Raw genomic sequence first — 14068 nt, forward strand, 5'->3', positions numbered from 1 at the left:
AGGTAAGGATGTTGCAGACGTACTTGGGCATATTGAAAGCATGATTTCCACGTTTTGAATTCTGAAATAGAAAGGAAAATTTTTCATGACAAATATAAATATTCCTGTTTCCGTATTGAACCTCGCTCCAATCAGGAAAGGGCAAAACTCTAAGGATGCCATTGATTCCATGGTGGACCTTGCACAAGCTGCAGAAAAGATGGGATACACCCGTTATTGGATAGCTGAACACCATAATACCGCTACACTTGTTAGTTCCGCCACATCCATTTTAATCAAGCACACATTGGAAAACACAGAAACCATCCGGGTAGGCTCAGGCGGCGTCATGCTCCCAAATCATTCACCTTTGGTTGTTGCAGAACAGTTTGGAACAATGGCTACCATTTACCCTGACCGAGTGGATTTGGGGCTTGGCCGGGCACCCGGCACCGATATGATGACAGCCAGTGCTTTAAGAAGGTCATCCTCTCAAGAGAATGTCTACACTTTCCCGGATGATATCCAGCAGCTGCTGACCTATTTCGGCCCTGCTGAGGGGCAGGGGTATGTAAAAGCATACCCTGGAGTGGGAACGAACATCCCGCTTTATATACTCGGATCCTCTACAGATTCTGCCTATTTAGCAGCTAAACTAGGACTGCCATATGCGTTTGCAGCTCACTTTGCGCCAAGACATATGGAGGAAGCCTTATCGATTTACAGAAGACAGTTCCAGCCTTCAGAGTATCTGGACAAACCCCACGCAATCATCTGTCTGAATGTCATCGCAACGGAAACAGATGAAGACGCGAAGCTGCAATCTACGACTATGCAGCAATTCTTCCTGAATGTTGTACGAGGCACTCAGAGTCCAATGAGTCCGCCTGTCGAGGATATGGATGCTGTGTGGACTCCTGGTGAAAAGCAAATGGCTGAATCCATGACGAGTGTCTCGCTAATGGGCAGCAAGCAGACGGTGAAAGAACAGCTGACCAGCTTCCAGGAGAAGTATGATGTCGATGAAATCATGGCTGTTTCTTATATTTATGATCAGGAGAAACAGAAGCGCTCGTATGAAATCTTTAAAGAAATTGTGGATGGAAAATAAAGTAAGATTAAAACAGCTCAATTATAATATTGAGCTGTTTTTTTATGTCTATCTTTCATTCGAAATGTTATTTTCGCCTCTATAAAGACTAAGTCCTCAGTAATTGTTTCCAGGTGTAATATAGAAACTGTAAGCTGGTAAAGAGCCACATGAAGTAAACACTGCTGCAAAATCATCTTTAGGCCGTCTAAGAAGGTGTCAGAATCAACTAATCTATAACACATTTTTAAAAAATTAAATGAATTATGAAACTTTTTACAATTTGAAACAGTATAACAAGTAAGGACACTATCATAAACCGCCGAGGAGGCATCATATGGGGCTCATTTACATCTTGTTAAGCTTCTTATCATCAGCCATGTTTTTGTATTATTGGGGAAAGTCAGGTTATGACTGGGGAACGACAAATGACGATGCGAAGTAATTCAATACATAAAATAACACAGTAGAAGGAGATGCATATGAAAAAGAATATTATAGGCACAATCATATCAGCAGGGGTTATCGGCATTCTGGTGTGGATAGCTGCTATGGTTTTATCCATTTCATATATGGATTGGAGCTTCTTTATCGGGCTTGCCATTTCAGTAGTGCTGTTTTTCTTCAACAGCAGCGGAGGAGTCCTTTCAAAAGGTGCAACGCTTGATGCAAGTACCGCAGGATGGAAAGTTCAGCAAGATAACGAATTGAAAGCGAACGTTGGATTTGTATTTTTTGGAGCCGTTCTTTACACAATTGTTAGTTTCGTCATGATGATTATCACGTATTATTAAGAGGCTGTTTTCTCATATATTGTTGCTTTCGGAGTAAGAGTAGTTCTTTACTTTTCGGTGGTACCAGATTTCCCCCCTTTTAGTATTGTTATTTTTCGGAATTAGTATCGAATAGCAACAAAGTTTACGAAAAGAGCGATTAAGAAAAGATAACGACTTGACTCATGCCAAGTCGTTTTTTCATTAACTTTTTCTCACTGCACAAGGAAAACCAATAGGTTATTCCAAGAATATATTTGATTCCAAAGTTCCTAAAGGAGGACATCGCGGCTTTCATATTGAATGGTAAATCATGCTAAACTAAAATTCGGGAGGGGATTGTTGTGGGCTGGAAAAAATGGCTGGTAATCTTGACCTTTTTGCTTTCGGGCTGCAGCTCGACTCCAGATTTCAAAGTTTATGAAGGGAAACCTTTAAGTATCGCGGTCATTGGGGAGCCCCCGGAAGTCAGGGAAAAAAATATCACCTTCTCGGAAGTAACATTTGAGGACCTGAATAATCTAAAAAAACTGGATCATGATGCTGTTTTTATTACAGAAGAAAACCTTAAAGAAGCTTCTGCAGGTAATTATGAAGAGACTTATCTCAATTCGGACATGCCCTTCTTTTTTATTGAGGCTTGGAGTCATATTCCGTTTACAGTAAAAGAAAGTGAGATGGAACAGAATTGGAAGTGGTATCCAGGAAAAAGTTATGCAGTGGGGATTCTAACATCTGCTAAGGAAAACTCTTTGAACCGATGGGGGTACAGTCTCTATAATGATGAAAAAACGGATGAGACTGTTGAAGAGGTGTTTTCAAAAATCTTCACTACCATCGAGGAGCTGAATCATTAAAAAGGAGCTATGAAAAATGATAGATGAGTTGAAACGAATCTTAAAAAGCACTACAGAAGAGGAAGCTAAATCGCTGCTGCTTCAAACTTTATATGGCATCCATATGAATAAAGAGGTTACCGAGTACACCGACTCTGATTTGGCTGCCGATGTTAAAAGGACCTATAATGATTTTCTCCAATATAAAAGAAAGCAAGCCACTGAACAGCGCCATGACTATAAGTCTTACCATTTAGTTTTTGGAGACTCGCCGGCTGGCAGCCTGAAACAGGCACTAAAAAAGTTGAAATTGAATGAAGAAGAAAGAGTGATTTCTTTTTCCGATCTTTTTTCCATTGGACCGCTTAAAACGCTGGAGAAAGAAGAGGGTGTTTTGGAAAGGTGTGAATGGTTTGAAAATCATTTAATCGTGGATGATGAATTTTCGAGTGACTATCTCTACTCTTTCAATAAAACAATTGATGAGATTAGAGCGATCCCTAGTAATGCTGCCATAACGGTATGGGCTGGGGAAAATGCTCATGAGCAGACAGGTTTAAGGCTTGTAATGAGGCTGCTGACTGGCAGATCAAATGATATTCAACTAGTCAATTCAACCGAACTTCATAGAAATCTGTTCAATACTTCTGAAATACAGTATCAGCTTTTACATACTGGAGAAATCTCTCCTGAACAATTAATCACTATGTATAAAAAAGGACAGAACACCAAGCCTTTAACTCTTGATGAAAGAATATTTCTGGAGAAAGAATACACAGAACTCTCCTCCACGAATGAAGTCCTTCGTATCTGGCAAGGCGGTTCTATCAAAAGCGTTGAAGAAGGGTACTTTGATGACCTCATCATCCAAACCGCAAGAACGTTGTTTGTGAAACGAGGAAGTGAAGAATTCATGAAATCTGCCAGATTAATTGGGGAATTCATCGGCCATCTCGATCAATATGTCGGTGACCAATTTTTCGAATATCGGGTCAGGCATTTAATTTTGAATGGAGTTTTCGAAATCAAAGGTGTTCCTAAAGCGATGAGGTTCTATAGTATTCGATTCAAAAAGTAAATCATTGAAAGGAAGAAGCTTATGAATGATAGAGTAACGAATAAAGAAAGAGCGGTTTCATTTTTAAAATTGATAGTACCCAACAAGGTATCAAAAGCCTTTGATGAACATGTCGGTCCCCGCTTCATCCATCATAATCCTTATTTCCAAGGAGATGCCGATTCACTGATGGCTGCCATGGAAGAGAATGCTGCTGAAAATCCTGACAAGGTTATCGAGGTAAAGAGAGCGGTGGAAGAGGGAGAAACCGTTGTCGTACATTCTCATATCAAGCAAAATTCAGGAGACCCGGGAGCAGCTGTTGTTCATATCTTCCGCTTTAGCGATGACAAAATTGTAGAACTGTGGGATATCGGGCAGCAAGTACCGGAGGAATCTCTTAATGAGAATGGAGTATTTTAGTAGACATACTTTTCAAAGCAGAAAGACGAGGAGATAAAATGAAGGTGGATGTAGTGAAGCAAAACAAAGATAGTTGGGACAAGGTGGCACATCATTTTGATGGAAAGGATGCACTTCCGAGTTACGGTCCTTATGCACAAACAGAAGATGAACTAGGACTGTTCGGAGATGTCAAGGATAAGAAGATTCTTGATATAGGATGTGGAAGTGGACACTCTTTGCTGTACATGGCAGAAAAGGGGGCAGGTGAGCTGTGGGGTGTGGACCTTTCAGAAGCACAGATCAGTACAGCTGATAAAACGTTGAAAGATAGAGAAGCAAAGTTATTCTGCGCACCGATGGAAGAGGATATAGATTTGCCAAAGTCCTATTTTGATATTGTATATTCCATATATGCAATCGGCTGGACATCTGACTTATCAGCGACCTTCCGTCTGATTCATTCATACTTAAAGCCAGGAAGAACGTTTATTTTCAGTTGGGACCACCCCCTCTATGCACACTTAGCAAGTAAAAATGGAGAACTCCGATTGAAAGGGTCTTATCAGGAGGAAGGAACGATCTCTTATCCCAATTTCAAAGGAGAAGAAGCTCCAGTCGTCATTCCCACCAGAAAAATGAGCACCTATATCAATGAGTTGATTGCTGCAGGATTCATCATTGAAACCGTTCATGAGAGCGATGTTTCCGAAAAATTCGAATCGGTGCAGGAGGAAGTATCAGACCGCTATTATTCTTTAAACAAAGCAAGGAGATTTCCGTCAACCATGATTATTAAAGCAAGAAAACCCCATTGATAATAGACGGGTGCTTAACTCGTATTTCACTATATATAGTCAGGGGAACCGTAGTGGCATCATCACTATTTGAAGATTCTGTCTTCTGAAAGGGTGCTATTCCATCATCAAGTGACTATGAGGAAGCGGTTGATGCTGTATAAGAGCTCTTTTTACAACATCAAACTACTATTAAATGAGTTTTGATGCTGTATAAGAGCCCTTTTTACATCACGAAATCCTTAATAGACAGGTTTTAATGCTGTATAAAAGCCCTTTTTACATCATCAATCTACTATTTTGGAAGTTTTGATGCTGTATAAGAGCCCTTTTTACGTCACGAAATCCTTATTAGACACTTTTAATGCTGTATAAAAGCCCTTTTTACATCATCAAACTACAATTTGAGAAGTTCTGATGCTGTATAAGGGTCCTTTTTACATCACGAAATCCTTAATAGACAGGTTTTAATGCTGTATAAGAGCGCTTTTTACATCATCAAACTACTATTAAATGAGTTTTGATGCTGTATAAGAGCCCTTTTTACGTCACGAAATCCATATTAGACACTTTTAATGCTGTATAAAAGCCCTTTTTACATCATCAAGCCACTATTAGATGAGTTTTGATGCTGTATAAGAGTCCTTTTTACATCACGAAATCCATATTAGACACTTTTAATGCTGTATAAAAGCCCTTTTTACATCATCAAACTACAATTTGAGAAGTTCTGATGATGTATAAGGGTCCTTTTTACATCACGAAATCCTTAATAGACAGGTTTTAATGCTGTATAAGAGCGCTTTTTACATCATCAATCTACTATTAGGTGAGTTTGATGCTGTGTAAAAAAAGGGAAAATATTGATAGGCTGATTAAGAAAAACGCTGGAAGGGGAGCAAAAAACAAGTGGATAAGGAACTGCTCGATCGCTTAGAGAAGAAAATTAAAGATATCAAAGTTGAAGCTTTTATCATCAACCAGGGAGAAAGGCAGATTTTCGAGTACTCTAAAAACAAGAAAGTGAAGGAAAAGCCGTTTAAAGTGTATTCCATCACGAAGACAATTGTTTCACTGTTGGTCGGTATTCTGATCGACAGAGGGATGATTTCTTCCCTCGACACACCGATACACAACTATTTTCCCGAGATTTTAAATTCTAAGAATGCTATGAAAAAAGAAATTACGATCCGGCATCTGCTGACCATGACATCAGGTATGGAAGTCAACGAGCTGGAAGGAAATAAAGATTGGATAGAGACCGTCTTAAACCAGCCACTGTTATATGAACCTGGGACCACTTTTCAATATAGCTCCGGAGATTCTCACCTGCTGAGCGGGATCGTACAAAAAGTCTCAGGAATGACCGTTTCAGAGTTTGCTGAAGAAAACCTTTTTAAACCTCTTAACATCAATGAATACAGCTGGTTGACGGACCCTGAGGGGATCCATATTGGAGGATTCGGCATTAGAATGAAGCCTGAACAGTTGATGACATTGGGGTATTTATTACTGAATAATGGTGAGCATCATAACATAAGAATTGTTTCTGCAGAGTGGATTCAGCAGATGACAACTCCTTATAAAGAAACAAAGACAGAAGAGCAGGGGACATATGGGTATGGTTATCAAATCTGGACCTATACCAGCTCCCATCACAATCAGCCTCTTAGCTTCTATTGTGCGAGCGGGATCTACGGCCAGAATATTTTCGTTGTACCGAAACTGAAGCTGGTTGCTGTGGTGAAAAGCCAGCTCAAGCTTGAAGACCAAGGACTTCCGAGGATCTATTTCAAAGAGCTTTTGCAGGGTTTGGAAAACAACATGCAGACAACTTAAAGACAAGGGGACAGAACCTCAAATTCCTGTCCCCCGTAAACTTACTTCCTCTTTTGAGCTTTCAATTTATTCATCTCTAATTCTGCTGCATACTCTTCCTGAGATTTCCCTTGTTTGGCTGCCTCTGATTGAATCTTCCTGAACTTGTTATCATTTAAATTCGGCATCTTAACACCTCCTTATAATCATAGATATTATGTACTCAGAATTTACGATTATTCGCCATGAAAAAGACATATTCCCGATGAAATAATGATAGTCAAAACTGTTGGGACAGTGTAAAATTAATTTAAATTTCTGAAGCTGCTGAATTTGCAGGACATTAAGATAATTCTTGTCCTATCTCAATTGCCGTGTCCAGCATCGTGAGAATTCTAATTATTTCGAATTTTATTAGATTAGAGGTAGATGAAAGTTGACAATTGAAACGCCAAACGCTGTCCTCAAGGAACAAAGTATTTTTCATCATTCAGGGAATAGAATCATAACAGAAGACAGAGAGATTCGTATAATCGCCAAAGTGGAAGAGCCGCTGATAGTCGTATTGGGAAATGTCCTAAGCGATGTAGAATGCGATGCCTTGATTCGTTTATCAAAGGATAAAATGAAGAGGTCCAAAATCGGTAACACCCGTGATGAAAATGATATGAGAACAAGCAGCAGCACCTTTATTGAAGAAGGTGAAAGCGAAGTTGTGACAAGAGTGGAAAAACGGATCGCACAAGTTATGAATGTCCCTTATGAACATGGAGAAGGACTGCAAATGCTGAATTACAAAATCGGCCAGGAATATAAAGCACACTTTGATTTTTTCAAAAATGCAAGCAACCCCCGTATCAGCACAATGGTCATGTACTTAAATGATGTTGAAGAAGGAGGAGAAACATACTTTCCCAAATTAAATCTTTCGGTTTCTCCTCAAAAAGGGATGGCTGTTTACTTTGAATATTTTTATGATAACCAGGACTTGAACGATCTTACTTTGCATGGGGGCGCACCTGTCGTGATTGGCGATAAATGGGCTGCCACTCAGTGGATGAGAAGAAAGCAAGTGAAATAATAATAAATGACGTAAAACTAAAACACCAGCAATCTCTTATCAGGACAGAATGCTGGTGTTTTTTTATCGGTTAATCACGAAAAATGATAATAATTTATTGATAATCAATAAATTATAAGGTAATATAAAAGGAAATAATGACCAACGAGGTGATTTTTGTGAGATTTACAGCCACACTCTATTTAAAGGCTGCTGTCTCTTTTATTGGCTTGTCTGTGCTCGCTCTTTGTATCTTGTGGCTGCCCTGGCAAGCAGGAGAATTAGCTCTGACGTATCCTGAATTTTCATATTTGCAATACCCTTTGTTAATTGGATTATACATGACAGCACTGCCCTTCTTTTTCGCTTTGTATCAAGCATGGAAACTGCTGATTGCTATTGATCGAAACCAAGCATTTTCAGAATTGGCTGTAAAGCGGCTAGTACTCATCAAATATTGCGCAGTCATCATTTTCGTTATTTACCTAGCCGGTGAAATTTTGATTATCAGCCAGAATGCGGGACAGCCAGGTATTGTTTTGTTGGGTTTGATCATAATGTTTTATTCCATAGTGATATCTATCTTCGCTGCTCTTCTTCAAAACCTTTTAAAGAACGCTCTTGAACTTAAGGAAGAAAATGAATTAACGGTCTAGGCGAAAAAAAAAAAAAAAAAAAATACTTGATACCGAACTTTCAGAAAGGGAAGGCATTACAATGACCTCTGTATTTTAAAAAATGGGAAAACGAAAACTATATGTTTCTCCACTTAGAAGGAAATTTGCAACCAGCTTTAACTGAAGAAGAGGGGGCTAATAAATGAAAAAAGGGGTTCTATTAACATTGATACTCTTATCACTATTCACGTTAGGCTCCTGTTCAAATGAAACTGACAGAAAACCGAACTACGCGGAAAAGGGGAAGGGTGTTGTCATACATGTTCAAAATCAACTGCAATCCAAAATTGATCATATCCAGCTTGAAATTTACCAAGAAGGAAAAATGCTTTCATCTTCAGGGACAGTTCATGCTGATGGTTCGCCAATTAAAAAAGGGGAAGATCTGGAGTTCGAAATTCTCGAGGAAGACCTGCCTTTAGAAGGTACAGCCGAGATTATAGTACTAGTCACAGAAACGAATGGAGATTCCACTAAAAAGATTAACAATAGTGTAACTGTTGATCTGTCCAAGGGCAGAGAGCATTTCCTCGTCATCCAAGGAGAGAATGCTGGAAATACTATTTTAAAAAAAGCAAGATAGAGAAACGGCAGTTAAAACTAGAATCCTCCCCGCCTTAAAGGCAAGAATCCTCAGCTAACTGGAGTGGAAAAATGAATTACTTCTTAAAACTCAATGGGATCAGCATCATTTATGCTATAACGATACTAATCCCTATTCAACTGGTGTTGAATGTATACAGAATTACACGTATAACAGAGTGGAACATCCAAACTGTTAATATAATAAGCAGCCTCACATCATTACTCGCCTTTCTAGTTTTCAGCTTGCTTTTGTTCTTTTTGACAAGGAAATGGCTGAGTGGAGGTAAAGCCCGCTATTTAACCGTCGTTCTTTGGCTTCCATATTATGTTCTGTTTGCTTTCCTTTTCGCAACGTTATTCCCGATCACCCATAACGGTGATATTCCGAATCCTGCATCCGGCTTACTTATAATAGGGGCTTTCATTGTTTATCCTCTTTACATAATGGCCATGAACTTCTTTTCCGGCTTTAATGAATAAAAGGAAGCAAATGCTACAATTGCAGTATTGGGAAATACGGCTATGAATCGATACTGTTTCTCAAAATATTCCTAAACAAAAGGTCTGTGAATGAAAACACACAGCTCCTTCAATTCACTATGATGATAGGCCTCAGCAATTCCTTTTTCCTTGATATTCTTTTTGGGAACCTCCTTATATTTTAAGGAAAGAGGAAATTCTTTTTGAAAAGGAAACGGGTCAACTGTTATTTCACCTCTGTTCAACCACCGAGGGATAAAAGGCTGATTGCTTGTATGCAGTGTTTCCGTGTTCTTGAATCCTTTTCGAAACCAGGGATGTTCGTTTTCTTTACTCGCTCCAGGTTGATTCAAGCAAAGATAGAGGGAGAGGTTATCTGAGAACTGAAGCAAGCGGAAATGCTGCATTACTAATTCATCGTTCACTTCCTGAATTTCACCTTTTATCCTTTCTTGCCGTTTCCTTTCCTTCTGTAGAAAGGCAAGACAATCACTATCAGTTGAGCTGGCAAAGAAAGAACAGAAGTGCATGCTGCACAACAGAGCTGCATAAGCACTGGTTTCTTCAATCTCATCCAGACCTATTCGGTAGAATGCTAATTTAGGTAACAAGGGATAGTCTGAAAACGAATAGGGTTCCCCGCAACGGTCATTCCAAATTGGAGTCTCATCCAAACCGATCCAGCCTCGGTCATGTTCATAGGCGGCATACTGAACATGAGAAAAAGCCTCTTTAGAAAGCAGTGAATTTTCATCAAAATGCTTCACTATTTCTCCTGATAAAAAGGCGTGGTCATGCTGAAGGATCATGTAGAACGAATGAGAGGTTTCGCGGATGATCATATGTAAATTTCCTCCTGTTTATTATTGGTGTATATCTTATAAAACCATTCCCGGTTTACTGGCTTTTAAAGCGAATGGTATAGTAATATTAAAAAAGAAAAATAGGGAGTACATACTATGAAAGAATTTCTTGCAGCATTCCTGACCATTTTTCTGGTCGGCATTTTCTCTGAAAGAATCACTGAATTTCTAGGGCTGCAATACAGGGTTTTTTCAGATGAATTCAACCTATGGCTGCTTCTGGCAGACCTCGGCATATTCATTGCTCTTTTCATCCCTATATTTGCGTTGTTAAAAAAGCTGATTGTAAGATAACTGAACCGCTAAAAAAGAGAACCCTCCAGTTTGAAGACAGGGGGTTCTTTACTCACTCTTTTTCCTTTCCTTTTGAACTTCCAATTGCAAGATCTCTAACTCAATCTTTCTTTCCTCTAACTCTAATTCTTTCTTTTTTACATCATTCTCTATCTTATGTATATAGCCGTAATATATAAGTGAAAGAGCCGTGATCAGTATAACAAAAAACATAAAATCCATCTTCTCCACCTCCTACTAAGTATACGATCTGACTTCATTAAAGGTTTCATGAATTCATTCTTTTAGTTGATCGATGCGTTAAAGAGAGGGAATTAAGTTGAATATTCTAAATTATTATGAAATAATTACCATATAAAAAAGGAAAGGAGAACGCAATGATCAAAATCATTTATCTGAATCCTTTTGACCATTAACGTATAGTATTCATGTGGAAACCTCCTTAATTAATAATGATTGATTCAATATTAATTATTAAAGGAGGACCAATACGATGAACAGACAATTAGTGATTTTATTAATAGGAAGAATTTTAACGAATTTCGCCGACAGCTTTTATATGATTGCTACTATTTGGTATGTTAAAACAGTAACAGATTCCCCCCTGCTGATTGGGGTGACAAGTGCAATCGCTATCCTGCCGGTGACCATTCAATTCATTTACGGACCGCTGATCGATCGATTTTCCAAAAGAAAAATTTTAGTGACTGCGATGATGGGGCAAGGGCTGCTTGTCACTGTTATCTCTATTTTATATCTAAACAATCTATTATGGGTTCCGCTGCTACTCGCATTGCTTTTCTTTGCTTTATCGTTTTCTGAACTCACCTATCCTACTGAAAGTGCTCTGATCGAGCGATTGGCCGAGAAAGGTAAGTTGACAAAGGTGAATTCCATATTTGCTTTTTCTTATCAAACTCTTGATATTCTTTGTGATGCAGTTTCAGGATTGCTTATTGCTTTCGTTGGATTAGGTGTTATTTATCTGTTTAATTCTGTCATCCTGGTTTTAACAGGACTGTTGTTTCTTCTATTTTTGAAGATCCCTAAATCGAAAAAAGAGACTGATAGATCGACCCTGGGTTTCTTTAAGCAATACAAAGAAGATTTCAAAGAAGGCCTGATGGTAGTTAAAAAGAGAAGAAGGCTGCTTCATTTTATATTCGGGGTTATCGGAATGAACGTGATGGCAACCATGGGATTAGCTATGCTGCCTGTCATTTCTGATACCTCAGCTCAATATGGATTCTGGTTGACCTCGATGTCTGCCGGCACTTTAACGGGAACGATCCTGTCAAGCAAAGTACAGCAATTTCCACTAAATCGGATCATGCCGCTTATTTCTATCTGGTCAGGCGCATGTTGGCTGATGGCGTTTGCCTTGTTTGAGATACCCATCCTGCCTTATCTCTTATTCGGTTTTTCCTGGGCAGGAATTGGAATACTGAGCATCTTTGTCCAAACGATGATTGGAGTGAATCTTCCAAGAGATTACATAGGGATCGGGTTTGCATTTATCAGTTCTCTACTCGGTTCACTAAGTCCTATAGGGTACCTGCTTGGAGGAGTCATAGGGGAAATGACATCCGGGCTGTTCCTCTTGAGCACTTCAGGATGTGGTTATCTACTATTCGCACTGTACTTCTTGATGAATCCATTATTAAAACAACTCAATGAACCGTTGAGTGCCGGGTTTGAAAAAACAAGTTAGAACAAGGGCTTCCCTTAACCAGGGGAGCCTTTTAAGTCTTAAGGGGAAAATAGTTGATCATATGGTCAGTTTGAATTCCATTTGTTACAGATTGTTTCTCTAAATAGTATAAAGTAATAGCTTTAAAAACTGAGGGAGCAGAGGAATGAATTCATTAAATTAAATCCTAGCAGCAGAAATAGAACAGTCAGGAATGTTCAGGCATTAAGGGAGGTTATTTAATGAAGTTGCTTTTACGTATAACGATTCTACTCGTATTTACTGTAGGAAGCTTCTAATATTTAAGCCATCACAGAATAGAGGAAAAAAAGATGGAAGGAGTAAGAGTTACAGACAAAATTCACTCTTCATATGAGGGTGAATACTATATTGAGATTAAGAGCGAGGAAGAAAAAACTCTAATAACCTTGAGGGTGAAATCAGAAGAAATATGGGGGCTTATTAAAGTTGGAGAAAGATATGATGTGGAATATGCTTGGTATGGAAACGAGAAGGCATATGTAAAATCGATTACTTATACGAAACAATACGGAGAATAGCATTGGATTATTCGGGAAGCCATAAAATTTCTAAATAGATTAGAAATTGAGCAACTTAAAAAGCGAAGCCCCTTATATGAAAATTCCTATTTAAAGGAATTTCATAGAAGGTAAATCAATCACTATTAAACCGAAATTTTTTACGAAAAGGAGAATAGAGTGAAGCATCTATTTCAGCGGTTACATAAAAAAGGACTGGTTTTAAAGAATACGAAAATGATCAAGGGAGCACATGCCGGGTGTATTTATAGAGTTACAGCAGAAAGCGAATATGGTCGCCAATACTCTTTTGTTTACAAAGAATTTGCTGAAGGCAGGGAAAATGAAATAGAAATTATGGAGATGGCCAGTCACTATATTTCTCCTTTTTCTAAAATGAATGACATCTGGAGCGATTCACCACCCGCTATTCTTATGGAGGATCTAGGGTGGCCAGTTAAAACAACTTTTTCAAAGGAGAGTCTCCCTGAAAAAGAATTAACCGTAAAAAGGATTGTGGAAAGATTAGCCGAACTGCATACCTTAGATACCAGCCATATAGATAAAAGATTTCCAATCCATAGAATCACAACCGAGTCGCTTGAATGGTGTTCAGATCAACTAACAAAATTATATTCTCAGATGAAATGGGTGGATACGCAGTGGATAAAAGATATCAAAAATGCATATGAAAGATTAGGGCTTATTGATTATATAGCGGAATGTCCTTTAGTCTTCACTCATGGTGATCCCCATCTTGAGAATATCTTTTATCATGGTGAACAGATGTGGTTCATAGACTGGGAATGGGCAGCAATGAGCTCCCCGTTAAGGGATTTTACCATAATGCTGCAGGATTTATATGATCCTTACCTAATCGACTACGCAGATACATATTATACAGAACAATTAAGAAAGAATAACTTTGCCCTTGATATGGAGAGTTACCAGCAGGACTTCTACCATTTTTACATTGACCACACTACAATGATGATTGCCTGGGAGGTAGAGAAGTATTTTCAAGGCTTGCATTCTGAGGAAGAAATCCAAAAAATCCTTTTATTTAAAGCAGGTGAGATTAGTAGAGCTGCGTACAACCTTATGGAAAGAAATCTAAAAAAAGACTAA

18 protein-coding genes are annotated in these 14068 nt (G+C 38.6%); 15 read left to right on the forward strand and 3 right to left on the reverse strand.

The annotated features are described in order from the left end of the window. Window positions 1–85 precede the first annotated feature (85 nt). From FZC78_RS11970 to FZC78_RS12000, 7 genes are all read left to right on the forward strand, one after another. Entirely contained in the window at window positions 86–1090 is a 1005-nt protein-coding gene (locus FZC78_RS11970) for an LLM class flavin-dependent oxidoreductase (RefSeq protein ID WP_148939934.1), read from the forward strand. Window positions 1091–1551: 461 nt separating this feature from the next. Further along, window positions 1552–1863 (forward strand): hypothetical protein, encoded by a 312-nt coding sequence (locus tag FZC78_RS11975; RefSeq protein WP_252183600.1) that lies wholly within the window; start codon window positions 1552–1554, stop codon window positions 1861–1863. A 323-nt stretch (window positions 1864–2186) separates the two neighbouring features. Beyond that, window positions 2187–2699, forward strand: a complete 513-nt coding sequence (locus FZC78_RS11980; RefSeq protein ID WP_252183601.1) for a hypothetical protein — start codon at window positions 2187–2189, stop codon at window positions 2697–2699. 16 nt (window positions 2700–2715) lie between these two features. After that, a complete protein-coding gene (locus tag FZC78_RS11985; RefSeq protein WP_148939937.1) occupies window positions 2716–3756 on the forward strand; it encodes a DUF1835 domain-containing protein in 1041 nt (346 codons plus the stop codon). A gap of 21 nt (window positions 3757–3777) precedes the next feature. After that, the gene (locus tag FZC78_RS11990) at window positions 3778–4158 is read left to right on the forward strand and encodes a nuclear transport factor 2 family protein (RefSeq protein ID WP_148939938.1); all 381 of its coding nucleotides are present in this window, start codon (window positions 3778–3780) and stop codon (window positions 4156–4158) included. 38 nt (window positions 4159–4196) lie between these two features. Continuing rightward, the gene (locus tag FZC78_RS11995) at window positions 4197–4955 is read left to right on the forward strand and encodes a class I SAM-dependent methyltransferase (RefSeq protein WP_148939939.1); all 759 of its coding nucleotides are present in this window, start codon (window positions 4197–4199) and stop codon (window positions 4953–4955) included. An 888-nt stretch (window positions 4956–5843) separates the two neighbouring features. Beyond that, entirely contained in the window at window positions 5844–6773 is a 930-nt protein-coding gene (locus FZC78_RS12000; protein WP_148939940.1) for a serine hydrolase domain-containing protein, read from the forward strand. A gap of 41 nt (window positions 6774–6814) precedes the next feature. Here the strand turns inward: FZC78_RS12000 and FZC78_RS24590 are convergent, their stop codons facing one another. Beyond that, on the reverse strand, window positions 6815–6940 hold the full coding sequence (locus FZC78_RS24590; protein WP_262372146.1) for a hypothetical protein: 126 nt from the start codon (window positions 6938–6940) through the stop codon (window positions 6815–6817). Window positions 6941–7188: 248 nt separating this feature from the next. Here FZC78_RS24590 and FZC78_RS12005 point away from each other — a divergent pair, with 248 nt between their 5' ends. The 4 genes from FZC78_RS12005 (at window position 7189) to FZC78_RS12020 (ending at window position 9554) form a co-directional block, all read left to right on the forward strand. Next, the gene (locus FZC78_RS12005) at window positions 7189–7833 is read left to right on the forward strand and encodes a 2OG-Fe(II) oxygenase (protein ID WP_148939941.1); all 645 of its coding nucleotides are present in this window, start codon (window positions 7189–7191) and stop codon (window positions 7831–7833) included. A gap of 158 nt (window positions 7834–7991) precedes the next feature. Beyond that, on the forward strand, window positions 7992–8468 hold the full coding sequence (locus FZC78_RS12010; protein WP_148939942.1) for a DUF2975 domain-containing protein: 477 nt from the start codon (window positions 7992–7994) through the stop codon (window positions 8466–8468). 163 nt (window positions 8469–8631) lie between these two features. Continuing rightward, window positions 8632–9072 carry a hypothetical protein gene (locus tag FZC78_RS12015; RefSeq protein WP_148939943.1) on the forward strand — a complete coding sequence of 147 codons (441 nt, stop codon included), beginning with the start codon at window positions 8632–8634 and terminating at the stop codon, window positions 9070–9072. A 71-nt stretch (window positions 9073–9143) separates the two neighbouring features. Further along, window positions 9144–9554: a hypothetical protein gene (locus FZC78_RS12020; RefSeq protein ID WP_148939944.1), complete on the forward strand. Its 411-nt coding sequence runs from the start codon at window positions 9144–9146 to the stop codon at window positions 9552–9554. A 71-nt stretch (window positions 9555–9625) separates the two neighbouring features. Here the strand turns inward: FZC78_RS12020 and FZC78_RS12025 are convergent, their stop codons facing one another. Further along, window positions 9626–10396, reverse strand: a complete 771-nt coding sequence (locus FZC78_RS12025) for a DUF3891 family protein (RefSeq protein WP_148939945.1) — start codon at window positions 10394–10396, stop codon at window positions 9626–9628. A gap of 117 nt (window positions 10397–10513) precedes the next feature. Here FZC78_RS12025 and FZC78_RS12030 point away from each other — a divergent pair, with 117 nt between their 5' ends. Beyond that, a complete protein-coding gene (locus tag FZC78_RS12030; protein ID WP_148939946.1) occupies window positions 10514–10711 on the forward strand; it encodes a hypothetical protein in 198 nt (65 codons plus the stop codon). A 48-nt stretch (window positions 10712–10759) separates the two neighbouring features. On the opposite strand, the gene FZC78_RS23675 is transcribed toward FZC78_RS12030, so the two are convergent. Continuing rightward, window positions 10760–10933 carry a hypothetical protein gene (locus FZC78_RS23675; protein WP_187444915.1) on the reverse strand — a complete coding sequence of 58 codons (174 nt, stop codon included), beginning with the start codon at window positions 10931–10933 and terminating at the stop codon, window positions 10760–10762. Window positions 10934–11204: 271 nt separating this feature from the next. On the opposite strand from FZC78_RS23675, the gene FZC78_RS12035 reads away from it, so the two are divergent. The 3 genes from FZC78_RS12035 (at window position 11205) to FZC78_RS12045 (ending at window position 14068) form a co-directional block, all read left to right on the forward strand. Then, complete coding sequence (locus FZC78_RS12035; RefSeq protein ID WP_148939947.1) at window positions 11205–12422, forward strand: MFS transporter; 1218 nt, start codon at window positions 11205–11207, stop codon at window positions 12420–12422. Between the two features lie 311 nt (window positions 12423–12733). Then, entirely contained in the window at window positions 12734–12961 is a 228-nt protein-coding gene (locus FZC78_RS12040) for a hypothetical protein (RefSeq protein WP_148939948.1), read from the forward strand. A gap of 159 nt (window positions 12962–13120) precedes the next feature. Continuing rightward, complete coding sequence (locus FZC78_RS12045; RefSeq protein ID WP_148939949.1) at window positions 13121–14068, forward strand: phosphotransferase family protein; 948 nt, start codon at window positions 13121–13123, stop codon at window positions 14066–14068.

The sequence above is a fragment of the Rossellomorea vietnamensis genome (genome assembly GCF_008180415.1).
GTDB lineage: Bacteria > Bacillota > Bacilli > Bacillales > Bacillaceae_B > Rossellomorea > Rossellomorea vietnamensis_C.